Source organism: Mycolicibacterium sp. lyk4-40-TYG-92 (genome assembly GCF_030209435.1).
GTDB lineage: Bacteria > Actinomycetota > Actinomycetes > Mycobacteriales > Mycobacteriaceae > Mycobacterium.
Genome location: NZ_JARVRX010000006.1, coordinates 102,077 through 125,836 on the forward strand (window position 1 = coordinate 102,077; position 23,760 = coordinate 125,836).

At 63.8% G+C, this 23,760-nt stretch carries 16 protein-coding genes and 1 pseudogene; 13 read left to right on the forward strand and 4 right to left on the reverse strand.

Going from position 1 to position 23,760, the window contains the following annotated elements:
* The first annotated feature begins 100 nt into the window (after window positions 1-100).
* Window positions 101-1,225 (forward strand): PrpF domain-containing protein, encoded by a 1,125-nt coding sequence (locus tag QRN63_RS12195; RefSeq protein ID WP_267318337.1) that lies wholly within the window; start codon window positions 101-103, stop codon window positions 1,223-1,225.
* A gap of 19 nt (window positions 1,226-1,244) precedes the next feature.
* Here the strand turns inward: QRN63_RS12195 and QRN63_RS12200 are convergent, their stop codons facing one another.
* Both QRN63_RS12200 and QRN63_RS12205 read right to left on the reverse strand, forming a co-directional pair.
* On the reverse strand, window positions 1,245-2,702 hold the full coding sequence (locus tag QRN63_RS12200) for an APC family permease (protein ID WP_285030979.1): 1,458 nt from the start codon (window positions 2,700-2,702) through the stop codon (window positions 1,245-1,247).
* A 618-nt stretch (window positions 2,703-3,320) separates the two neighbouring features.
* Complete coding sequence (locus QRN63_RS12205; protein WP_285030981.1) at window positions 3,321-4,814, reverse strand: gamma-aminobutyraldehyde dehydrogenase; 1,494 nt, start codon at window positions 4,812-4,814, stop codon at window positions 3,321-3,323.
* A 114-nt stretch (window positions 4,815-4,928) separates the two neighbouring features.
* Here QRN63_RS12205 and QRN63_RS12210 point away from each other — a divergent pair, with 114 nt between their 5' ends.
* The 3 genes from QRN63_RS12210 to QRN63_RS12220 all read left to right on the forward strand — a co-directional run bounded on the left by QRN63_RS12210 (window position 4,929) and on the right by QRN63_RS12220 (window position 7,770).
* Window positions 4,929-5,450, forward strand: a complete 522-nt coding sequence (locus tag QRN63_RS12210; RefSeq protein WP_410506089.1) for an Lrp/AsnC family transcriptional regulator — start codon at window positions 4,929-4,931, stop codon at window positions 5,448-5,450.
* On the forward strand, window positions 5,447-6,832 hold the full coding sequence (locus QRN63_RS12215) for an aspartate aminotransferase family protein (RefSeq protein ID WP_285030982.1): 1,386 nt from the start codon (window positions 5,447-5,449) through the stop codon (window positions 6,830-6,832). Before QRN63_RS12210 ends, QRN63_RS12215 begins: the two co-directional genes overlap by 4 nt.
* Window positions 6,833-6,957: 125 nt before the next feature.
* On the forward strand, window positions 6,958-7,770 hold the full coding sequence (locus QRN63_RS12220) for an alpha/beta fold hydrolase (RefSeq protein ID WP_285030983.1): 813 nt from the start codon (window positions 6,958-6,960) through the stop codon (window positions 7,768-7,770).
* Window positions 7,771-7,900: 130 nt separating this feature from the next.
* Here QRN63_RS12220 and QRN63_RS12225 read toward each other — a convergent pair whose 3' ends face one another.
* Window positions 7,901-9,664 carry an MOSC domain-containing protein gene (locus tag QRN63_RS12225; RefSeq protein ID WP_285030984.1) on the reverse strand — a complete coding sequence of 588 codons (1,764 nt, stop codon included), beginning with the start codon at window positions 9,662-9,664 and terminating at the stop codon, window positions 7,901-7,903.
* Between the two features lie 283 nt (window positions 9,665-9,947).
* On the opposite strand from QRN63_RS12225, the gene QRN63_RS12230 reads away from it, so the two are divergent.
* The 4 genes from QRN63_RS12230 (at window position 9,948) to aspA (ending at window position 14,666) form a co-directional block, all read left to right on the forward strand.
* Window positions 9,948-10,883, forward strand: coding sequence for an asparaginase (locus QRN63_RS12230; protein WP_267318343.1), 936 nt, complete (start codon window positions 9,948-9,950; stop codon window positions 10,881-10,883).
* A gap of 32 nt (window positions 10,884-10,915) precedes the next feature.
* Window positions 10,916-11,623: a FadR/GntR family transcriptional regulator gene (locus tag QRN63_RS12235; protein WP_502888121.1), complete on the forward strand. Its 708-nt coding sequence runs from the start codon at window positions 10,916-10,918 to the stop codon at window positions 11,621-11,623.
* Between the two features lie 122 nt (window positions 11,624-11,745).
* On the forward strand, window positions 11,746-13,233 hold the full coding sequence (locus tag QRN63_RS12240; RefSeq protein ID WP_285030986.1) for an amino acid permease: 1,488 nt from the start codon (window positions 11,746-11,748) through the stop codon (window positions 13,231-13,233).
* A gap of 5 nt (window positions 13,234-13,238) precedes the next feature.
* Complete coding sequence (gene aspA, locus QRN63_RS12245) at window positions 13,239-14,666, forward strand: aspartate ammonia-lyase (protein WP_285030987.1); 1,428 nt, start codon at window positions 13,239-13,241, stop codon at window positions 14,664-14,666.
* A gap of 595 nt (window positions 14,667-15,261) precedes the next feature.
* Here the strand turns inward: aspA and QRN63_RS12250 are convergent.
* Window positions 15,262-15,576 (reverse strand): hypothetical protein, encoded by a 315-nt coding sequence (locus QRN63_RS12250; RefSeq protein ID WP_285030988.1) that lies wholly within the window; start codon window positions 15,574-15,576, stop codon window positions 15,262-15,264.
* Window positions 15,577-16,704: 1,128 nt separating this feature from the next.
* Between QRN63_RS12250 and QRN63_RS12255 the strand changes: the two genes are divergently transcribed.
* The 5 genes and pseudogenes from QRN63_RS12255 to QRN63_RS12275 form a co-directional block, all read left to right on the forward strand.
* Window positions 16,705-17,586: a 1-acyl-sn-glycerol-3-phosphate acyltransferase gene (locus QRN63_RS12255; RefSeq protein WP_502888119.1), complete on the forward strand. Its 882-nt coding sequence runs from the start codon at window positions 16,705-16,707 to the stop codon at window positions 17,584-17,586.
* The gene (locus tag QRN63_RS12260) at window positions 17,570-19,645 is read left to right on the forward strand and encodes an ABC transporter ATP-binding protein (protein ID WP_502888120.1); all 2,076 of its coding nucleotides are present in this window, start codon (window positions 17,570-17,572) and stop codon (window positions 19,643-19,645) included. Before QRN63_RS12255 ends, QRN63_RS12260 begins: the two co-directional genes overlap by 17 nt.
* Window positions 19,642-20,496, forward strand: a complete 855-nt coding sequence (locus tag QRN63_RS12265; protein ID WP_285030989.1) for an energy-coupling factor transporter transmembrane component T family protein — start codon at window positions 19,642-19,644, stop codon at window positions 20,494-20,496. The genes QRN63_RS12260 and QRN63_RS12265 overlap by 4 nt, the downstream gene beginning before the upstream one ends.
* 2,252 nt (window positions 20,497-22,748) lie before the next feature.
* Complete coding sequence (locus QRN63_RS12270; protein ID WP_285030990.1) at window positions 22,749-23,378, forward strand: TetR/AcrR family transcriptional regulator; 630 nt, start codon at window positions 22,749-22,751, stop codon at window positions 23,376-23,378.
* A gap of 261 nt (window positions 23,379-23,639) precedes the next feature.
* Window positions 23,640-23,760, forward strand: a pseudogene (locus QRN63_RS12275) (MspA family porin); the annotation flags it as partial.

Genomic DNA, 23,760 nt, shown 5'->3' on the forward strand with positions numbered 1-23,760 from the left:
AGGGCTATACCCCAGTCGCATTATCCGCGATTGTCCTTCACCCGTACCCCGGTCACAGTGGAGTCACGCCAGACCGCCGTACAGAAAGGTCAGACCTGCCATGTTCACCGTGCGCGCCACCTGGATGCGAGGCGGCACCAGCAAGTGCTGGCTGTTCAACGCCGTCGACGTCGACCCACTCGTCGCCCGGGCCGGGGGGATCGACGCGCTCCTCATCTCGGCATTTGGCTCCGAGGACCCCCGGCAGCTCGATGGCGTCGGCGGTGGCAGTTCGACGACTTCCAAGGCCGCCGTCGTACGACGCGCCGCGGCACCCGACGTCGACATCGACTACCTGTTCGCCCAGGTCGCAGTCGGCGACCGCCGCGTGGAGTGGGGCAGCAACTGTGGTAACTGCGCCACCGCGATCGGCCTCTACGCCCTGCAGACCGGTCTCGTCGCCGTCGACGATGCCGTCACCACGGTGCGCATGCGCAACCAAAACACCGGCGCCGTCCTTGCCGCTGAGATCGCGACGCCCGGCGGCGCCATCCCCACCGAAGGCAATGCCACCGTCCCAGGGACCAACGCGCTCGGCGTACCCGTGGGCCTGACCTTCACGGGCCTGTCCTCCGGCACGCTCTTGCCCACGGGCAACAACGTCGACCGAGTGACCGCCGCAGGTCGGTCCCACGCCGCCACGATGGTGAGCGCCGGCGCTCCCGCCGCACTGTTCGACGCCGCCGACCTCGGGCTCACCGGCGCCGAGGACAACTCCGTCATCGCCGAGCATCTCCCACTCTTGGTGGTCTTGCGGCAACAAGCCTCGCTGCGGATGGGCTTGTCGAAACCGGGTGACCCGATCAGCCACGCCATCCCCAAAGTGGGCATCGTTGGCGCGCCGCGCGACTATCTCACCACCGCCGGGAACACCGTCCGCGCCGGCGAATACGACGTCTCCGTGCGGATGCTGTCCATGCTTGCGCCGCATCCAGCTATCGGGCTGACCTCGGCGGTCGCGGTGGCGGCGGCGTCGACGATCCCCGGCGGGGTTGTGGCCCCGGCGCTGCAGGGGTCGACGCCGCCACTGCTGCGGATCGGAACACCGGCCGGCGTCCTGCACGTCGATCTGAACCGCACAGCCGACGGCTCTATCGAATCGGCGACCCTGCATCGCGCCGCCCGAAGGATCGCCAGCGCCGAATTGTTCGTCACCGCAACAGCGTTGGCGGCCGCCGGGGTTTAACCGGAGGCCGCCCTCAGCCTCACCTCGCAGGCTCGGGCGCCGGCTCCTCGGCCAACGACGATTCGCGGGTCTGCCGGCGGGCGATGCGGGCCGGCCCGGCGAAATACCACGCGGCCGCGGCAAGCAGCACTGCCAGGAAGATCCACGGCATCAAGGCCGCAGGCCAGGCCGGGAGCGGATACACGTTGCGGTAGAAGACATACGCAAGGGAGCCCGTGACGGTCATCCCGATGATGACGGCGGCACCGATGCTGGCCTGTGGCGCCAGGCGCCGCACCAGGATCGGGATACCCAAACCCATCAGCATGTAGGCGACCATGTAGCCGAAGGTTCCCAGGGTTCCGGTGTAGGAATACACATCGAGCTCGTTGATTCCACTGATTCCCAAGCCAAGTGCCGCGATCAGGGCAGCCGCACTGAGCAAGATGATCGCAACATGCGGGGTCTTGCGAGTGGGATGCGTCGCCGCCATCTTGCGGTGCACCAGCTGCGACTCCCCCATCGATCGCAACACCCGACTGGCCGCTGTGAGCGATCCGGTCACGCAGGCGAAGTTCGAGGCCACCGCGCCCAGATCGATGCCCAACGCCAGCCAGTGAAAGCCAAGGCCATCGGCCAATGTGTTCAACGGCGTTGCATCGGCGGCCAGGTTGTCGGCACCACCGAATCCGACGATCTGCGCGTAAGACGCATACAGGTACAGCGCGCCGGCCAGGAGCGCACTACCGGTGACGGCCCGTGGGATTGTCCGCTGTGGGTCTTTGGCCTCGACGGACAAACACGCGGCCGACTCGAACCCGACGAAACCCAGGGTCGCCAGCACCATGCCGCTGACCACCTGTTGCACCGTGATTCCCGTGGGCATGAGCGGCGCGAGACTGAACCCATGATGAAGTAGAACCATGGTGCACACCAACAGAATTGCTCCGATAGAGAGCACCTCGAGCACCACACCGGTCCATGCGGAGATCCGCACGCCGCGGATCATCATCCATGCCGCGCAGACCACGCACAGGATTTCCAAGACCACCGTGACCGAAATCGAGGTGGCGGGCGCTCCGGCGCTCACCGGTGGCGCTACTCCCAGAAGAGGTTTGGTGTACTGCGAGAATTGGGCGACACAGCCGACGGAGATGAGCAGGTAGCCCAGAGCGAGACCGGTCGACCCGACGAACCCGACCGCTCGACCGAACGCGGCGGTGATATGCGAGAGCAGGTCCTCGCCCGGCCGCAACCGCGCGGCCCGGGACACGCACCAGCCCACCAGGAGCAGCACGCACAAGGAGACTGCGTAGGAATACAAGGTACCCGCGCTGGCACTGGCAGCGACAAGCGTTGCGCCGGAGACCATTACGGCACTTGGTGCGATGCCGGCTGTCGACTGCGCGACCAGCTCGACACCGCTCATGCTGGCGGCTGCAAGCCCGGTATCTTCTCTGAGTTCCTCGAGCCGCTCGACATTGGATATAGACGGCATTGATCGGCCTCCTCAATGGTGTTGGTCGGTCCACGAACGCGGCATGGACCGCATGCCGGCTACGGTGCCGACGGGCAGATGTACATGGGCGAAATGACCAAGCGGGACAACCGCTTTCGGTTCACCAGGCAACTTTAGGGTCGGGTTGTTACCAGTAGTGACAACGAATGTTAAATACACCGACAAAACGCACCGCCATTCATGACGTTCGTCACAGACCTCGGTCAAGCCCGCTCAGGGTTGAATGCTCCCGCAATTACTTTCACCCGCCGCGCGTCGGGTAGCGAAAAATTGCGGACGGTCCCGGCGCGAAGTAAATATGTGGACGCGCTGCCGGCGCACGTTTCTCTACAACGTGAAAATGCGACTATCGGCCGGTTTCAGAATCAGCGAGCTGGCCGTCGGCTGGGGAACTCAGTGCTGAGTAATGTTGCAGCACACGCTCATCCCGACTAGGTGCGTAGATTTCTGCTTCATCCGAATACTCTACGACGGGCGGTCCGGACGCTACGTTATTGACACAGATTCCACGAACTCTGAATTACGTGGACGCCATCGAGCGCAATTCTCGAAATGGCTTTGACGCACGGGGTTCGCGCCAGCGATCGTGCGGGATTACTACCTCTTGGTGAAGATAATTCGGTGCCAGTCCTTTTCGGCAACCGACGTGATGTCGCTCATCACGTGTTTGATGGTCAGATATTCCTCAAACGAATAGGCGCTCATGTCTTTACCGAACCCGGAAGCGCCGAAACCGCCATGTGGCATTTCGGAGATGATCGGGATGTGGTCGTTGATCCACACGCAGCCGGCCTGGATTTCGCGCGCTGCCCGCTGGGCCCTGTACACGTCGCGAGTCCATGCCGAGGCTGCCAGCCCGTACTCGGTGTCGTTGGCCTGCCGCAGCGCGTCATCGTCGCCGATAAACGGCCGCACCGTCAGCACCGGGCCGAAGATCTCATCGCGGTAGATCTCGGAGTCCTCGGCGACATCGGCAATCAGTGTCGGCGGGTAGAACGTGCCAGAGCCCTCGGGCATCGTTCCGCCGGTCACGATCCGCCCACCTTGCGGCTGCGCCCGCTCCACCATGCCGGCAACCTTGGTCCGGTGGGGCGTCGAGATCACCGGTCCCAGATCGGTATTCGGGTCATACGGGTCGCCCACGACGACCTTGCCGAACAGTTCGGCAACTCCGGCCACAAAATCGTCGTACAACGGTTGCGCCACGATGGCGCGGGTCGCCGCGGTGCAATCCTGGCCGGTGTTGATCAAGGACGCCGCCACCGCGCCATGAATGGCGGCATCCAAGTCTGCGTCGTCGAAGACCACGAACGGAGCCTTGCCGCCAAGTTCGAGCTGTGTGCGGTGGCCGTGGACCGCCGCAGCTGCCATCACTCGTCGACCGACTGCCGTCGAGCCGGTGAATGTCACCATGTCGACATCACGGTGCCCGGCGAGGGCTGCGCCGACGTCTGCGCCCAGCCCGGTCACAACATTGAACACACCTTCGGGCAACCCCGCTTCGCTGGCCAATCGGGCCAGCGTGAGCGTGGTCAGCGGGGTGATCTCGGCAGGCTTGATCACCACGGCACACCCGGCCGCCAACGCGGGCAATGCCTTCCAGACCGCCATCTGCAGTGGATAATTCCACGGCGTGATGGTGGCGACCACTCCGACGGCCTCACGCCGGATGCTTGACGTGTGATCGGCCGAGTACTCCGCAGTGGCCTTGCCGTCGAGGTGTCGGGCGGCACCGGCAAAAAAGTCGATGTTGTCAGCGCTGCCGGGAACGTCGAAGTTTGCCGCCAGCCGGACCGGTTTACCGGTCTGGCTCACCTCCTGATCCACGAGCTCGTCAGCGTTCTCGGCGACCAGTTGCGCCAACCGCGCCAGGACCGTGGCCCGCTCGGCCGGAGTTGCCCTGGCCCAGTTCGGCTGCGCGGCGCGGGCCGAAGCCACTGCAACGTCGACATCAGCCGGCGTTGCCAGCGCATACGACGCCACGACATCGCCCGTGGCCGGATTGACGATCTCGAACGGCTTCCCGGCCGTTGTCACGGGCTTTCCGTTGAGGAAACTACCGGCGACGACCTGGCCTGTACCTGCGCTCACGATCTTGCACGCTACCCCAACACCGATGCGGATTCCACTCGAAATCGAGGCATGGACGATTGATTCCGTCGCATCGCTTGAACTAAACGACGAAATCCGTGCATGATGGACGTCATGGCCATGCCAGATGCCCCGCCCGATGCCACTGCGATGCCTGGGCGGAGTAACCCACCTCGCGGCGGCGCCGCATGCCAACTCGACGAACTTTCGAAAGCGATCATCGAGAAACTGCAGCAGGACGGCAGGCAGTCCTACGCCGCCATCGGTAAAGCGGTCGAGTTGTCGGAAGCGGCCGTGCGCCAACGTGTCCAGCGCATGGTCGACGGCGGCGTCATGCAGATCGTCGCCGTGACTGACCCTGTTCAAATGGGCTTCGGACGCCAAGCCTTGATCGGTGTCCGATGCACCGGCGACACCACCGAGGTCGCCGACAAACTTGCCGCCATTGCGTCCGTCGACTACGTCGTGCTGACCGCCGGAACCTTCGACATCATCATCGAGGTCGTCTGCGAAGACGACAGCCACCTGCTCGACCTGCTCAACCGCAAGATTCGAGCCGTACCGGGGGTGCTGTCCACCGAAACGCTGGTCTACCTCAAACTCGTCAAACAGCAATACAACTGGGGCACGCGGTGACAACAATCAATGCAGCACAATCACTTTCAACCGACTTGGCGGCCAAGGCCAAACGGCATCTGTGGGGTCATTTCGCCCGTCATGGGACCGACATCACCCCGCCCATCATCACCCGCGGTGAGGGCGTCACCATCTTCGACGACCGGGGCAAAAGCTATATCGACGGGCTGTCGGGCCTGTTCGTGGTGCAGGTCGGGCACGGCCGCGAGGAACTCGCGGCAGCAGCTGCCCGCCAGGCCGAGCAGCTGTCCTTCTTCCCGTTGTGGTCCTACGCGACTCCGCCCGCGATCGAGCTGGCGGAGCGGATCGCCAACTATGCACCGGGCGACCTGAACCGGGTCTTCTTCACCACCGGCGGCGGCGAAGCGGTGGAGAGTGCCTGGAAGCTGGCCAAACAGTTCTTCAAGTTGACCGGAAAACCCGGTAAGCACAAGGTCATTTCGCGTGCCATCGCCTACCACGGCACGCCTCAGGGGGCACTGGCGATCACCGGCATCCCGGCATTCAAGGCGCCATTCGAGCCGCTCACCCCAGGCGGCTTTCGCGCACCGAACACCAACTTCTACCGCGCGCCCGATGCCTACGCACACGACCCAGAGGCATTCGGCCGGTACTGCGCCGACCGCATCGCCGAGGCCATCGAATTCGAGGGTCCCGACACCGTCGCCGCGGTGTTCCTGGAGCCGGTGCAGAACGCGGGCGGGTGCTTCCCACCGCCACCGGGATACTTCCAGCGCGTCCGTGAGATCTGCGACCAGTACGACGTACTCCTGGTCTCGGACGAGGTGATCTGCGCCTACGGCCGCATCGGCTCGATGTTCGCCTGCGACGATTTCGGCTACGTTCCCGACATCATCACCAGCGCAAAGGGTTTGACATCCGGCTATTCCCCGATCGGCGCGATGATCGCCAGCGACCGCCTGTTCGAACCCTTCAACGACGGCAAGACGATGTTCGCCCACGGCTACACCTTCGGTGGACACCCGGTGTCGTCCGCGGTGGCGCTGGCCAACCTCGATATCTTCGAGCGTGAGGGCATCAATGCGCACGTGAAAGCGACCGCCCCGATGTTCAGGGCGACACTCGAGAAGCTGTACGACCTTCCGATCGTCGGCGACGTCCGCGGTGAGGGATTCTTCTACGGCATCGAACTCGTGAAAGACAAGGCCACCAGGGAAACCTTCAACGGAGAAGAGTCCGAGCGCCTGCTGCGCGGCTTCCTGACACCCGCACTGTGGGAGGCGGGTCTGTACTGCCGTGCAGATGACCGTGGCGATCCAGTGATCCAGCTGGCTCCGCCTTTGATAAGCGGCCAGAAGGAGTTCGACGCGATCTACGACATCCTGCGCAACGTCCTCGAGGAAGCGGGGCGTCGACTTTAGGGCGCCGTCCCGACTCGTCGCGCATAGCGACCTTCGAATCCCGTCGGTTCAAACGGTGGGCCGGCAGTGGCGAATCGGCCACGGTGACAGTCGAATCCCTGAGTCACCACCGATACGGAGCCCACATGCCCTTCTTCGACGGCGCGGCCGGACGGATCTTCTACCGGCACTGGACCTTCACCGAAGACCCGGCCGCAGCCCTGGTCTTCTTGCACGGTTTCGGCGAGCACTCCGGTCTCTACCACCGGTTCGCCGCCGAGCTCGGCCATCACGGCATCGATCTGTGGGCACTCGACCAGCCCGGGCACGGACTGTCCGACGGCACCCGGGGCGACGTGGGCAACTTCACCGACATCGTCACCAACGCCCGCACGCTCACCGCGCTGGCCGCCCAACATGCCCCCCACGTCCCGTTGGTGATCGCCGGGCACTCGCTCGGCAGCGTAGGCGCGCTGCTCACCGCACTCGAGGACACCGACCGGTACCGCGCCGTCGTGATCAGTGGAGCGGCCCTCGATCCGCTGCCGTGGCTGAATGCGGCCGACTCGGCCCAGCCGTTCTCACTGGAACTCGACGCGCTGTCCGCCGACCCCACCTACCGCGACGAACTCGCCAACGACCCGCTCGCGTTCACAGGGGCCGATGTAGTGGGCGTCCTATCCCGGCTCTTCCCGCCGGCATGGCGGCGCCTCGACGCCGAGCTGCCGGAGCTGCGGCTGCCGATCCTCGCAGTGCACGGTCAGCACGACGCCATCGCGCCGCTGACCGGAATCGTAGGCTGGCGCGACCGACTGCCGCAGCTGCGGGTCGAGATCATCGACGGTGCCGCGCACGACGTGCTCAACGAAGTCGCGCACCGTCGGGTCGCCGACCTCATCGCCGCTCATGCCATCGCCCAGCACGCGCCCGCCACGATCGACGCCGAGGTGCCGGCGTAACCCCGATGAGTACCTGCGCTCGATTATTCCGTTACATGACAGCCACATTCGTGAGGCGGGCCGATCCCCGGCGGGCCGAGTCGAAATCCGCCAGCAGCGCCCACGGGCACGCACGCAATCGGATGGCCGCTCATAGGTCCAGCACCAGTGGTTGGGTCGGTGTGGCCACGCACAGCAGGACGGTCCCCTCCGCCGGCGGGTCCAGCGGCTCAGGGTCATAGTCGACCTGACCGGCCAGCACCGCCGTTTCGCAGGTGTGGCAGACGCCGGTACGGCACGACCACCGCGTGGGCACGTCACAGGCTTCGGCGAACTCCAACAGACTGGCGTAGTCCGCACTCCAGGGCGCCGCGATGGCGCTGCGGGCGAACTCAACCGACGGACCCGGACCGGGCGTGCCAGCGGGAAGATGCGGGGGATCTGACGCGACTGCAGCGATGCCTGGTGTGATCGCCGAAAGGGCGCCGAACCTTTCGTGATGGATGTTGGCGGGGTCCAGTCCGCAAGCACGCAGCGCCTCGCCGAGCTGGTCCATGAACAACTGCGGTCCGCACAGATACGCATCAGCATCGCGCGGCGGCGCCAATGAAGCGAGCGTGTCGTAGTCGAGGTGACCGACCTGGTCGTAGTCGATGCCCGTCTGATCGGTGGCCGACGGGCGACTGTAGACGACATGGCTTCGGGTGTTGGGCAATTGCCCCAGCAGCGTTCGGACTTCATCGGCGAACGGGTGCGCCCCACCGTCACGCGCGGCGTAAAGCCACCACACCGGTCGATTCGATCGCGATGCCACCAGGTGGTGCAGCATGGATAGCAGCGGCGTCACCCCGATGCCGGCAGATAGCAGCAGAACAGGATTCGTGGCGTCGACGAGGCGGAAGGTGCCGCGCGGGGCGGCGACCTCGACGACGTCGCCGACGCTGATCTTGTCGTGGATGTATGTGCTGACCGTTCCCGGCGACTCCCTCTTGACGCCGATTCGGTACGCGCCCGCCCTTGGACTGTTGCACAGCGAGTAGTTGCGCACCACCGCCGCCGCCTCGGCCGCGGCCGGCACCCGCAGCGCAATCGATTGCCCGGCCACCCATTCCGGGGAAACTGCGCCCTCGGTATCGACCAGCATCAGCGAACGCACGTCCCGACTTTCGGTGTGGATCCCCGAAATACGCATCGACCGGAATCCCACCCACGACGGCGGCGGCGCGGCCACCCCGGTCAACCCGCTGTTGCCTGCAGCGGTTCCGACCTGGGCGGCCTGTTCGAACAAGTTCTGTAGCGAGGTCCGCCAACCCGGGCTCAGGGCCGGAATACCAAGTGCGCGTTCAAGATTCTCACGGGGATGCCCAGGAAGGTACAGCAGCGCGTCCATCTCGGCGACGGAGATACGCTGCGGTCCCTCACTGATTTTGACGATGTCCTGCCCAGCCTCGACTTCACCTTCGGTCAGGACACGGCAATAGAATCCCGGTCGATGATGCGCGACCAGCAGGGCGGCCAGCCGCGGCTCGCCGACCCGCATACCGGCGCGGTAACACGTCACCCGCGGCTGCGTGACCTCGACGACCGCATCACCGATTCGATACCGATCACCGATGAAAACTCCGTCGTCGGGCAGGCCGTCGACGGTCAAGTTCTCCCCGAACATGCCCGGCGCCAAATCCTCGCGATGGAGTTCACGAGCCCAGTAACGGTACGACGCCAGTTGATACACCAGCACCGCGCGGATTTCGCCGCCGTGGCCGGCAGTATCGCCCTGCCCGTCCCCGTCGAGGTTCAGCCGTCGCAGCATGCGTGGCCCGTCGACGGGGTACTTCCACGCCCCGGTGTAGACGGTGCGGCCTTTCCAGGGAACGCCTTTGGGCATCCCGACATTGACGGACACGAGTTTGGCCATGCTGGTCTCCTCACCTCGCACCGACAGCGGGTCTGCCGGGTTGACGCCTGGCAGCGTGCTGAGGTCCGCCGACGATCACCATCGTGCTGATCGTCGTGGCCATGACGTTGCGATGAAGGGATGAAAGTCGTGCGGTAGTCGCGTGTATCGGAGCCTATCGGCTATAGCCGAACTGGGCCCAGTTTTCAGACACCCCTACCGGCAGCTCCACAACAATCTGTCTGACAGATTTGGCATGTTCGTGGTACAAATGGCGCTTTGACTGGATCGGGAGGAGGCGGCGGTGCCAGTTGTAGTGCTGACCACCGGTGGCACCATCGCCAGCGGTCGCAGCTGTGATGGCAGCATCTCTCCGTTGGCGCGCGGCGCGATCAGCCACCTCATCGGTCCGGATGTCTTGGTGCGCGACGTCATGGCGATCGACTCCTCGACGATGTCGTTGAAGCGGATGACCGCCCTTCGCAACGCGGTTACCGAGGTGCTCGATGATCCGGACACCGACGCGGTGGTGATCTTGCACGGCACCGACACTCTCGAGGAGACGGCAATGTTCCTCGATCTCTTCCACGACGATCCCCGTCCGGTGGTGCTGACCGGCGCGCAGCGGCCCGCCGATCATCCCGACCCCGACGGGCCGCACAACATCTCGCTTGCGATACAGGCCGCGCACAGCGCCGACTCGCGCGAGCATGGAGTGCTGATTGCGTTCGGCGGCCACGTCCTGGCCGCCCGCGGCGTGCGCAAGGCTCACACCACCCGGCTCGACGCCTATCGACAGTACGTACCGGCCACGCGGCGTCCCGCGGCGTTGCCTTGGCACCCAACAATCGGTCAGCAGCGCGTCGACATCGTCGCCCTGTATCCGGGCGCCGACCGAACGCATATAGACGCCAGTGTGTCGGCCGGCGGGCGTGGGATCATCCTCGATGCGATGGGATCAGGCAATGCCAACCCGAATATCCTTGGCGCCGTGCAGGATCATGTACGGCGTGGTGTCGCCGTCGTGGTCACCAGCCGGGTGCCCGATGGTGTCGTCGAACCCGTCTACGGGGGCAGCGGTGGCGGTCACGACCTGATTGCCGCCGGTGCAATCGCCTCGCCGTGGCTACGGGCCGCGCAGGCGCGCATCCTGCTGGCTGCGCTGCTGGCCTGCGGCGCCGGGCGAGACCAGATGGTCGACGCCTACGCCGGAGCCCGCGCCCCTGTCGGGCCGCGTTGACAGCCTCCGATCGGCGCGCGCACCCTAAAGGCGTGAATCTGCCTTATAGCTGGACAGATCGGCCCGCGACGATCGTGCGGCGCAACGCAACGGAAGCGGTGCTCGAGGATCTGTGCACGGCCATCGAGGCCGGCGACCTGCCCGTCGGAGCCAAGCTGCCACCAGAAGCCGCGCTGGCCGAACGCTACGGGGTCAGCCGCTCTGTTATCCGCGAAGCGTTACGCTCCTGCCAAACCCTGGGCTTGACTTCGACGAAGACCGGCTCGGGAACCGTGGTCGTGGCTTCGCATGCGACCTCTCCGCGCTACGGCAAGTTCTCGGCGCGAGACCTCATCGAAGCGCGTCCCCACATCGAAGTGCCCGCCGCAGGCTGGGCTGCGCGGCGGCGCACCGACGCCGAGCTGACCAACCTCACCCGCATCAACGACGCCATGCAAGCCGAGACCGACGCGGCGAGATGGGTCCAACTCGACACCGAATTCCACCTCGGCATCGCCCAGGCCTCGGGCAACGAAGTGTTCACCACTGTCGTCGCAGCGATTCGCGATGCACTCGGCCAGCAGTCCCGCATCCTCAACGCCGCCTTCGCTGAACGCAGATCTGCATCCAACGCCGAACACGACAGGATCCTCCGGGCCATCGCCGCTGGCGATTACGCCGAAGCCAGCGAATGTATGCGCCGACATCTCGACAAGGTCGAACAAGCCGTCACCGAACTCGCCGGGGACACGCCCGCCTGAGTCTTCCAAGTCGCGACCGCGATCGCCGACTTTCCTATTGACGCGGACAGTGACCCATGCCACACTCGCCTGACAAGCTGTCTGACAGCCGGGCAGCTTGACCACATATCGATGGGAGTCCGATGGCGACGGTGCCAACCACCTCCGACCCGACAGCGCGCCGTAAAGCTGTCAACCTGACCCGCGAAGACGAGGGCTATCACAAGGGCCTCAAGCCGCGGCAGCTGCAAATGATCGCGATAGGCGGCGCCATCGGGACCGGCCTGTTCCTCGGAGCGGGTGGCCGGCTGCACTCCGCAGGACCGGGCCTCTTCCTGGCATACGGGGTGTGCGGCATCTTTGTATTCCTGATCCTGCGCGCCCTCGGCGAGCTGGTGTTGCATCGGCCGTCGTCGGGCTCATTCGTCTCGTATGCGCGTGAATTCTTCGGCGAGAAAGCTGCTTACGTCGTCGGCTGGATGTATTTCCTCAACTGGGCGATGACCGCGATCGTCGACACCACCGCGATTGCCACGTATTTCCATTTCTGGAAGGCGTTCGACGTCGTGCCGCAATGGGCGGTGGCGCTGATCGCACTCGTGATCGTGCTGTCGGTCAACATGATCTCGGTCAAATGGTTCGGCGAGATGGAATTCTGGGCGGCGCTCATCAAGGTGATCGCGCTGATGGCGTTCCTGGTCGCAGGGACCATCTTCCTGGCCGGACGCTTCAAGATCGACGGTCAGAGCACCGGATTCAGCATCTGGACACATCAAGGCGGACTGTTTCCCACCGGCGCGCTCCCGCTGCTCATTGTCACCTCGGGGGTGGTATTCGCCTATGCCGCAGTCGAATTGGTGGGCACAGCCGCCGGTGAGACAGCTGAGCCCGAGAAGATCATGCCGCGCGCCATCAACTCGGTCGTCGCTCGTATCGCGATCTTCTACGTCGGATCGGTGTCGCTGCTGGCATTGCTGCTGCCCTACACTGCCTACAAGGCCGGCGAGAGCCCTTTCGTGACGTTCTTCTCCAAGATCGGCTTCGGCGGCGCCGGCGACATCATGAACATCGTCGTGCTCACCGCCGCGTTCTCCAGCCTCAACGCCGGCCTCTACTCAACCGGCCGGATCCTGCGGTCCATGGCGATGAACGGCAGCGCCCCGAAGTTCACCGCACGGATGTCCAAACGGGGCGTCCCCTACGGCGGCATCCTGCTGACTTGTGCCATCTGCCTTCTCGGCGTGGTGCTCAACGCGTTCAACCCCGGTCAAGCCTTCGAGATCGTGCTGAACATGGCCGCTCTGGGCATCATCGCCTCGTGGGGCACGATCGTGTTGTGCCAACTGCGGCTGGTAAAGATGGCCAACGCCGGCGTCATGAAACGACCAAAGTTCCGGATGCCATTCACCCCCTACAGCGGCTATCTCACCCTGGCGTTCCTCGTCGCCGTGCTGGTCTTGATGGCTTGTGACGCACCGGTGGGCACCTGGACGGTCGGGACACTCGTTGTGCTCATCCCAATGCTGATCGCCGGCTGGTATCTGGTGCGAGGGCGCGTGCGGGCCGTCGCCCAAGAGCGCCTCGGCTACACCGGTGAGTTCCCCGTCATCGCCAACCCACAAGTGGATTGAGAGAAATGAAAACCCGCATCGAACATGACCTTTTAGGCGCCAAAGAGATACCGGCCCAAGCCTATTGGGGCGTACACACCGCGCGCGCGGTCGAAAACTTCCCGATCACCGGTACCACCATCGGCCGGTACGAGCACCTGATCTGCGCGCTTGCCGTGGTGAAACAAGCCGCGGCACGCACCAACGCTGACCTCGGGTTGCTCAGCGACGAGCGGGCCGCGGCCATCGACCAGGCCTGCAACGAGATCCGCGCCGGCCAGTTGGCCGACCAATTCATCGTCGACGTCATCCAAGGCGGAGCCGGCACGTCGACGAACATGAACGCCAACGAGGTGATCGGCAACCGTGCGCTGCAGATCATGGGCCACGACATCGGCCAGTATCAGTACCTGCATCCCGCTGACCATGTCAACATGAGCCAATCCACCAACGATGTCTATCCGACAGCACTGAACATCGCCACGATTACCTCATGCGACAACCTGGATGCCGCAATGGCGCAGCTGATTTCGGCCTTCGACGACAAAGCCGCGGAGTTCGACCGGGTGATCAAGATGGGGCGGACACAACTACAGGACGCCGTGCCGATGACCCTGGGCCAGGAGATGCGCGGCTATGCGGTGACGATCGGTGAGGACCGCCAGCGGCTGGCCGAGTCGACTGCGCTGCTGCACGAAATCAATATGGGCGCCACGGCCATCGGAACCCGGCTCAACGCGCCGCCAGGCTACGTCGACGCGGTGTGTAAGCACCTGCGCGCACTGACCGGGCGACCTTTGGTGACTGCCGAGAATCTGATCGAGGCGACACAGGACCCCGGCGCGTTCGTCCATGTGTCGGGCGTACTCAGGCGGATCGCGGTCAAGCTGTCCAAAATCTGCAACGATCTGCGCCTGCTGGCCTCGGGTCCCCGCGCGGGCCTCCATGAGATCAATCTGCCTGCAGTCCAAGCCGGTTCGAGCATCATGCCCGGAAAGGTCAACCCCGTCATCCCCGAGGTCGTCACTCAGGTGTGCTACTCGGTGATCGGCAACGACCTGACGATCACCATGGCCGCCGAGGCAGGCCAACTGCAGCTCAACGCGTTCGAGCCGATCATCGCCCGATCGCTGTTCGACAGCATCGCCCAACTCACCGCAGCGTGCCGGACACTGACCACCCGATGCGTGCAGGGCATCACCGCCAACGTCGCCACGATGGCCGCACACGTGCACCACTCGATCGGCCTTGCGACCGCGCTCAACCCCTACCTCGGCTACGCGAAGACCACCGACGTAGCGCGCGAAGCACTGAACAGCCACCGCAGCGTGGCCGACATCGTCCTCGAGCGCGGCTACCTCGGCGAACAGCAGCTCCGGCAGATCTTGGCGCCAGAACGCCTCGCCAACCTCTCCATCGACAGCCAGGCGGTGGTCAGTTCTCACGATGCGTGACATCCATTCCGGGGCGGACACCGTTCGTGGTGGTCGCCGCCGCGGAAGTCCACCGCTACTACTCACAGCTGTAGGCGGCGCCTGAGGCTACCGATACCGACAACAACACCCCAAATCTGTCGGGCTCTCAGTGAAGCCGTCGATCTGGTTGAGTCGATCTTGCCGCGAAAGCAACCTCCGCAGGACGACACATACACCGCCCAAGCTCCAAATGGCGCGGTCGGCATCGCACTTCTCTTCTGCGTAGCTCGACGGACTATCGCCAGAGCCAATCGGAAACCGTTGCAGCAGAGCATATTAACGATCGAGGTGATTTGCAGACCTGCGGGTTCGACACCAGATTGCACAGCAGACCTTTGCATTTCCAAATGTCAATGCGTGTTCGTAATGCAATTCGACACGGAGAAATGCGACCTATCCCCTGCGCGGTAGGTTGCATTTAACCGTGCCAATTCGCCTCGCCCCTGACCCGCCCTTTCGCGCATTGCATCGGGGTTTGGCGGACGGCTTTGTTCATTCCCGGGGGATCCGAAGCGTGCGGTGGCTACGTGCGCCTTTGACCTGTCAGGCTGACGGCCACAATGGCGGGGCAAACTTAGTGAAACAGATTGAGGTTGAGGCTTGGTAAGGATAAGCCAGGCAAACCCAATGATAGCGGGACCGACAGGTTCACGTTTGGCGCCGGCAAGCTCGACAGGTTGATAGGCGGAAATCCGCCCAAGCTCCAATCATCGCCCCAGTCGAGACCGTTGGTGTTGTTGCGTGCAGTTTTCCCCGAATGGGAACGGCCGGCCTGATTGTCCTGGTTGACCGCGTCGGGCGAGGCCTGCGCAATGCCGAATCCAGTCATCGAAACGGCAAGCGCAGCAGTCGAAACGACGGCACTTCGCGTGATCAGTTTGATTCTCATGCGACGTTTTCTCCCTCGATTGACTGCTACCCTCGGCCAAAATATAGCCGCCTACCGTGAGAAATCCGTATCGACGCAATAGGAATCAGCTGTGGCTACCCCCGGTTCGCGAATTTTCGTACCCTCGCTGCAAGGCGAGGAGCCACGCAAAACTCAGCGCGACACAACTCCGTCAATACACAGCAACCTTACCGCACGAACGCGCACTGCAACGGGCTAAATCAGTACGCCACGCAACACCAACAGGCAGCTGTCAAGGCTGTGAATATTCTATCGAATCCGTATTACCGCGATAAATCACTCACGCCAGACGGCCATTTTGATCTCCGCTTGTATGCACCCCACAAATACTCCTTCATGGTCGCAGAATCCTCTACCAATCTACCTAAGAGTCTAGGCAACAACGGTATTCATCGAAATTCTCACACCCAAAGAGTCGTGCCGAAAACACCGACCGCAACCGCACAATCTCAGAGTTTCGAAACTGTACAAATTTAGTTGCCTGAACTTAGCAGCATGCGCCAGAGCTGCTGGCTAGCAATGACTTTCGTTCCATACCAAACAACGGATCCCGTACGCAGCATGGCGCGACGATTCCGCGGCAAGGACAGACTCGCGCTTTCCAATGGAACAGACGGTCGCAGTGCGGTATCCACGACGGTTTGATCGCATTTTCCGGTCATCGCCATGATGCGGTATATGCCAGTTTGGCGTACATGGTTGCAGGCCTCCCTACTGCGTCGGGTGGGCGTTTTCCGCCGCATTTCTGACGGACAGTGGGCCGCTCGGGGCGGAATGTGACGTCTCACTAGCGATCCCGGCAATGCCATGAGAAGGCGCGTCGCGCGATCGTGACGGTGGTCGTGGCTATGACCCACCGTGACTCAAAACCAGCTGTATTCATACGTTTTCGCAAGGAATGTCCTAGAGGTTTCATGGATTCGGCCGATAGCTTCACGTGCGTACTGGCAGCGGATCGGGGCCGGTGAAGTTCCCGGCCACACCGGTCGCACTAGGCGCCGATGTCGCTGCATCTCAGCAATCCCACGGCTGCCTCGGCATCCGCTGTCGGACCAGGTCGCGACCTGGTTCGGCAAATCGACACCTGGATCGGAGCACATCATCGTCATGACAATCCACCACACCGCTGAAGAGAACCTCGATCAACCAGCGCGGGTACAGATGCTGCGCCGGTTTCTGGGGTCGGTTAGTGATGCCGCCGAACCCATCGTTGACCTGATGCGCCCTTACATAGAAGGGCTCGAGAACCTGCCCGCAGACGGTCGGTTTCTGTTGGTGGCGAACCACACTCAGAGCTTCGTCGAGGTGCCGCTGATCCTGCACTACGTGCGGCGCGGCATCGGGAGGCGGGTGCGACCGCTGGCTGAGCGGGGTATCGGCAAGATGGGCGGTCCCATGGCAGATGTGGTCGCCGCCGTCGGCGCAGTCGTCGGATCTCCGGAAAACGCCCAGGAATTGATGCAGAGCAACGACACAATTCTGGTGTTTCCCGGCGGCGGTCGCGAGCTCGCCAAGTTCAAAGGCGAAGAAAACACCATCAACTGGCTCGGCCGGGCGGGCTTTGCCCGCGAAGCCATCATCGGCGGCTACCCGATCGTGCCGGTGACCCTGGTCGGCGGCGACGACATGTACCAGCATCTGTTCACCCGCGACAGCATGCTGGGCCGGCTCAGCATGACGATCAGCGAGAAGATCACCGGCCGTCCGAACATGCCGATCCCGCTGATGCGAGGGATCGGTCCCACTCTCATCCCGCGGCCGCAGCGCATGTACTTGCGGTTCGGTGCCCCAATCACCACCGCCAGACCCGCCGATGTCTCCGATGAGACATGGATCGCCACGGTCAAAGAGACCACTCAGGAAGCGTTGGAAACCAGCTTCGCCGACCTTCTGAAAGTTCGTGCCGCCGACCCATACCGCGCATTGAATCCGCTGGCGTGGCCCCGTGCCGCACGCCCGGTCGACATGAGCGATGGCGCGCGTGGCTAGCCTAGTTCGCACCGGTAGCCGCTCTGGCCTGCTCCCCGGGGAGATGGCACACGCCGCGACGGTCGCTGCGGCCTCAGCAGGCCTGGCGATCTCGACAGGCGTGGTGCCGGTGACAGCGTTCCTTGCCCTGACCGCCGTCGTGCCGATCGGGCTACTAGCTCACCGTCACCGGCTACGGGTATTGATCACCGCTGCCATCGCCGGTGCGGTGACCGCGTTCCTCATCATTGGTGTGCCCGGCGCCATCACCGTGCTGGCTTGCGCCTACATCGGAGGGCTGGCCGGCACCGTCAAACGCCGCGGCGGCGGCATCATTACCGTCGCCCTCACCGGTCTCACCGCAGGCGCGGTCCTCGGGACCATCACAGCCAGCATGTTGCTGGTGCTGACGCCGTTGCGGACGCTGATCTTCAGCGCCTTGAACGCGACGACGAACGGACTGGCCGCCGCCCTACACACCGTTCCCGCCCTACGTAGCCTCGGCGACGGCTTGGCGCACCTGACCTCGGCCGGGTTCAGAGCCTGGCCAATGCTGCTAACCGGCTGGCTGGCTGCCATCGTGACGCTCGTGTCCGTCATCGGCTGGTGGATCATGTCCGGTGTCCTGCAGCGCCTCGGCGGTATCCCCGACGTCCACAAACTCGACCCGCCCCCGGCCGATCTGGCCGGGGCCGCACCCGCCCCGCTGCCGATGCACCTGGACGACGTCAGCTTCCGGTATCCCGGCGCCGAACACGACGCCCTGGCACCGACCACCTTCACTGTTGATATCGGCGAGCGTCTCGCCGTGGTCGGTGGCAATGGGTCCGGCAAAAGCACGCTTGGGCGCATCCTCGCCGGCGCCGAACCCACCACCGGTGCCGTCCACCGCCCCGGTGCAGTCGGCCTGGGCCGCATCGGAGGCACCGCTGTGGTGCTGCAACACCCGGAGACACAGGTGCTCGGTATGCGGGTTGCTGACGACGTCGTCTGGGGCCTGTCCCCGGAAGCGCCAGTGGACGTTGATGCAATCCTGCACCGGGTGGGGCTGGCCGGGATGCGCGATCGCGCCACCAATGGGATGTCCGGAGGTGAACTGCAGCGCCTGGCCGTGGCCGCTGCGCTGGCCCGCTCGCCGAAGCTGCTGGTGGCCGACGAAATCACCTCGATGGTGGACCCCGAGGGACGTGAAGCGCTGCTGGCGGTGGTCGACGGCCTAACCGCACACCAGCAAATGTCAGTCGTAGAGATCACCCACTACCGCGATGAAGCCGAGAGCGCCGACTGGGTCATCAGCCTGTCCGAAACCGGAAATGACACCGCCATGGTGTCCACCGTCGCGGCACCGGCCTCAGCACCGGCCTCAGCACTGGCCGCCGCCGGTCGCCTGCCCGCGGCAACCGGCGTGCCTGTGCTGCGCTTAGACGGAGTCAGCCACCAGTACGCGGCTGGCACACCATGGGCACACACCACAGTGTCCGACATCAACCTGACCGTGCACGAGGGCGATGGCATCTTGATCCACGGCGGCAACGGGTCCGGCAAGTCGACGCTGGCCTGGATCATGGCCGGCCTGACAGCGCCCTCCGCAGGATCGGTCCAGATCGATGGCAAACCCGCCGCCGAACAGGTCGGCACGATCGCCATCGCCTTCCAAGCCGCACGCCTCCAACTCATGCGGCCGCGGGTCGACTTGGAAATCGCATCGGCCGCAGGATTCGATGCAGATGAGACGGATCGCGTGGTTGCCGCGCTGGCCAGCGTCGGCCTGGACGCCGCGCTCGCGCGGCGCCGCGTCGATCAACTCTCCGGCGGACAGCAACGCCGATTGGTGCTCGGGGGCCTACTGGCTCGGAGGCCGCGGGTGCTGATCCTCGATGAGCCCCTGGCCGGCCTGGACGCTGGCAGCGCACGCGATTTTGTGCAGCTGCTGATCGAACTGCGCCACGCCACCGGATTGACGATCATCATGATCTCCCACGATTTCTTTGGCCTGGACCAGTTGTGCCCGCGCGTGCTACGCCTGCACAACGGCGCGATCCAGACTCCAGTGTCGCCTGCGACGGGAGCATCGTCATGACACCTCCTACACGAGACAGGCCTCGGGGCCCGAGGCCATTGGTGCTGATGCGACCCGTCCCGGGAACAAGCCCGGTCCATTCGTTATGGGCTGGCACCAAGATCATCGTCGCCATCGCCGTCGCGGTGATGCTGGCCATCGATCCCAGCCCACTCCCGATCGCCGCGGTCGGCGCCCTGGACCTGGCGGCGATCTGGCTCGCACACATCCCGAGGACCGCCTTTCCGTCCGTACCGCCGCCGGTATGGGCAGTCGTCTTGATCGGCTCCGCGATCCTCCTATCCGCAGGCGGGCCCCCGTTTGTCGTCATCGCCGGCTTGCATGTGGAACTCGGTGGCCTGCTTCAATTCCTGCAACTCTCGGCGTTGACCATCGTCCTGTTGCTCACAGGTGCGGTGCTCTCCTGGACCACTGACGTCGCCGATGTCGCGCCAGCGATAGCGACACTGGGCCGCCCACTGCGCCGACTGGCTATCCCTGTCGACGACCTCGCGGTGGCCCTGAGCTTGGCACTGCGCTCTTTTCCCATGCTGATTGACGAATTCAGGGTCGTGAACGCGGCGCGCACCTTGCGGCCCGCGCCACAACCGGGGGGAACACGACGGGTACGACAGCGTATCCGCGACGGTGTCGACCTGATAGCCACCATCACTGCGATGATGTTTCGCCGCGCCGACGAAATGGGCGATGCGATCGCCGCCCGAGGTGGAACCGGACAACTCACCGCCGGCCGCACCAAGCTCCGTCGGCCTGATTGGGTAGCACTGGTGATCGCTGGCGCCGCCTGCGCTATCGCCCTCGGTCTCGATGTGACCATGGGCGGCATCGACGGTCCCCTGGGCCGCCACTAGAGTTTGGACCAGCCTGCCCGGGTCCACTGGCGGCTCCGGGTTCGGAGGCTTTCCGCCTGAATTCACCCAACCGGCGGGATTCGATCTCTGCGACAGGGATGCACCCCAAACCCAACCGGGGCGCCAGGTGCATCCCTGTCGAGCGCGGGGCGGGCCGAACAGGCAGCGGACATCATCGCCAGGACGTCGTTGAGCGGAACCTCGCGTACCCCACTAGGGCTGGCTTCACCGACGGCGTGCACACCCACGACCTAGCAACAAGTCGAGTTGGCATACACATAACGCCGCCGAACCTACCCATCAATGGTGCCGGAGCCACCGTTTCCGGCGAACTGCACACGCGCGCCTCAACAACAACTCCACAGTCACCCGGCGATCACCGAAACATGTTGTTGTCAAATGTTTTTCGTCTCACGCTTGCCTCCCACACGCTTCCGTGCACGACCACATTCGCCGAGTTTCGTTGTAGCCCATCGTGCCAGGCGTTCACACTTGACCTCCGCGTTTTCCGAAGTTTTTTGGATCAAGTTCTCAGCCGCGCTGATATTCGTTTTCGACTATGTCGTCCCCGTTCTGAATAGGCGACCGGTGACCAACCGTCTTTACCTACTTTGAGCAATCTCGGAGTTGGTGTAGCAGCGGCACCCACTATTTCAGCTCTATACGGTCAGGCGGGCGGAAGGCGACAGCCATAACTGATACGGCTACCCTAATCGACCGAAAGCTCTTGCCTATGTTCGCCGACTACCGTCGCTTCTGTCGCCCCACCGACCCTGGCAGAGGAGAAGAACACCGTGAAGAGGTCACGTCTAGTAGTCGGATCAGCGGCCGTGTGCGCCGGCTTAGCTTTCAGCGCAATCAGATTCGGGACAGGAACGGCCGGTGCGATGCCGCCGCCCCCACCCGGACCAGGAGCGCCAGGGGCTCCGGGAGCGTGTGTTCTGCTGCTGCCGTGTGTCGGTCCACCTGTGCCCCCACCTCCGGCGCTTGGAGTACCCAACTTTTTCGGGATTCCATTGCTTCCACCGCTATAGGCCGGCGCCGAATATGAGGGGCCTGGATCGATCTGCTGACTGATTGGCCCCGATCCAGGCTGACCGACCAGGCCCTCGGATGGGTTGCGGCCCGTCGCCGTAAGTTGTCTTCGAGCTCGATGACGTAGCCGGCAACCAATCGCTGAATACTGCCTACATGGACGGCTGAACAAGCAGCGCCGCTACGAGGTGAAGATCGACTAGCCAAAATAGCTGCAGCGCAACAAGCCAGACCAAAGGTGCGACACGCGAGAGACCGGGGAGGGCTGGTCGCTCGCGTGTCGCATCAACTGAGATGATGCCGGGCGGTCATCACCGTTAACCAGCAGGCTGTCGCGGGCCCGTTGGCAAATAGAGCAGTCAGGACAGGAATCTCCGCGTCATGAATCGCGCGCCACCGAGTGCCAAGGGACGCCGGCACTCGCTCGGTCGCCGGTTCGGAGTGCGGGGATAACGGCTGGGCCACTGAAGGTTTCAGCAAACGAGCGCAGGCCGCGGCCATGTTGACCTACCTCACTGTGGGAACATCCGCCGTTGCTCTCAGTTTTACGGATGGCGACCTTCGGCTCGTCTATTCCGCAACTTGGATCAGTCTGTGCATTGCCGAGGTTCGACTGCGCCGCATGTCTCGGCGACGATGACGAGAGGTATGCATGACACAAAATAGCGGCGGCGCAGCACGCGATTACACGCGTGCGCGCCGCCTGGACGGTTGGTCAGCGACTCATCTTGATCATCGCGGCGGAGGCGGAGCGCATGGAGCGGGGGGCGCGCACTGCCCTGGCGGCGGTGGGGGCGGATCGGCATTAGCGACCCCCGCACCGAGGAGGCTGGCGGTCAATCCAAGCCCGGTGACGAAAATGGCGGCGCCGAAGAACTTGGGCCGGCGTGTGATTGAGCTGGACATATTGCTCCCTTCCTTGATGAATCATACTGTTCTGCAACGACTGTATTGCACTCACTTGTGCGCGGAGCGTCAGTAACCCTGTGACATCCATATGTATTCGCAGGTGTCAATGACACCCCCAACATGCCTAAGTTTGCGAGTTCGATTGGGCTGCAGAGCTTCCTACGTGCCTTGCTTGTTCACTCGTGATACTCGCGTCGTCAGCACGGTCAATACCGTGTGCAGCCTGATAGTCACTACAGCGGCAATTGATAGAAAACCCACATTGCCAGCGGGGCGTGACGTCGGATATGTCAATCCATAATGGGGCCATGGCACCGATTGCGCGTCGCAAGGCGGGCCGCCCGTCGGCGGCAACAACCGCTGCCAACCGTCAGCGCATCCTGCATGCCGCACAAGAGATATTCATTGAATTCGGCTACACCACTGCCACATTCGATGCCGTGGCAACACGATCCGGCTTATCCACGCCGGCGGTTCGCTACCACTTCGCCACCAAACCGGCGTTGTTCTGCGACGCCATCAACCGCCCGGCGGCCGCTGCAGTTGCCGCAGCGGCCGCTACGGCCCGGCACTCGAGAACATTGCCCACCCAGCTTGTGAGCTTCTTTTCAGCGGCCCTGGGTGCCGACGACCCTGGGCAGCGCAACGCCGAGCTGGTTGCCGCCGCAGTGCGCGAATCAGTGCGCGATGAAACGCTGATCGCCGCCGACCGCTCGGTGCTGCGTGCGGTCCGGGCATTCGTCTCATCGGCAATGTGCGAGGCTATCGACCGCGGCGAACTCAGCGCTGAAACTAACATCGTGGACGCCGCCGAAACGATGGTCGCTGTTTTGTGCGGTATCGCCTCTTACCCGACGGCGGTCGGCCCTGCCGAGAATCTCCCTGCGATCGTGAGTACTTTCGAACTGCTGATCACCGACAAACTCGTTACAGGCTGACCGTCGTACCGTCCGACGGAGCCGTGAACGCTGCGTCGGCGTCGCTCGGAAATGGCTTTTACCGCAGAATGCCTTTGGTTACATCCCGGCTACTCCGCCAGCCGGCGGCCGCACCGATTGACATGATCTACATACAAAACCCCAACGAGAACAACATCGTTCGGCCCTACTCTGCCTAGATCATCAACGGCGCTGAGATCAGGACCCAGGTATTTCTATGACAGGACGGATCTGTTGACGACATTGAAATGCGGCTTCGTGATGAGCATCTGTGCGGTTGCGGCGTTATTGGTTGGCGCGGGTACGTCCCATGCGGGTCTCGATAATGAGCTGAGTCTGGTCGACGGCCAGGATCGGACGCTGACGGTGCAGCAGTGGGACA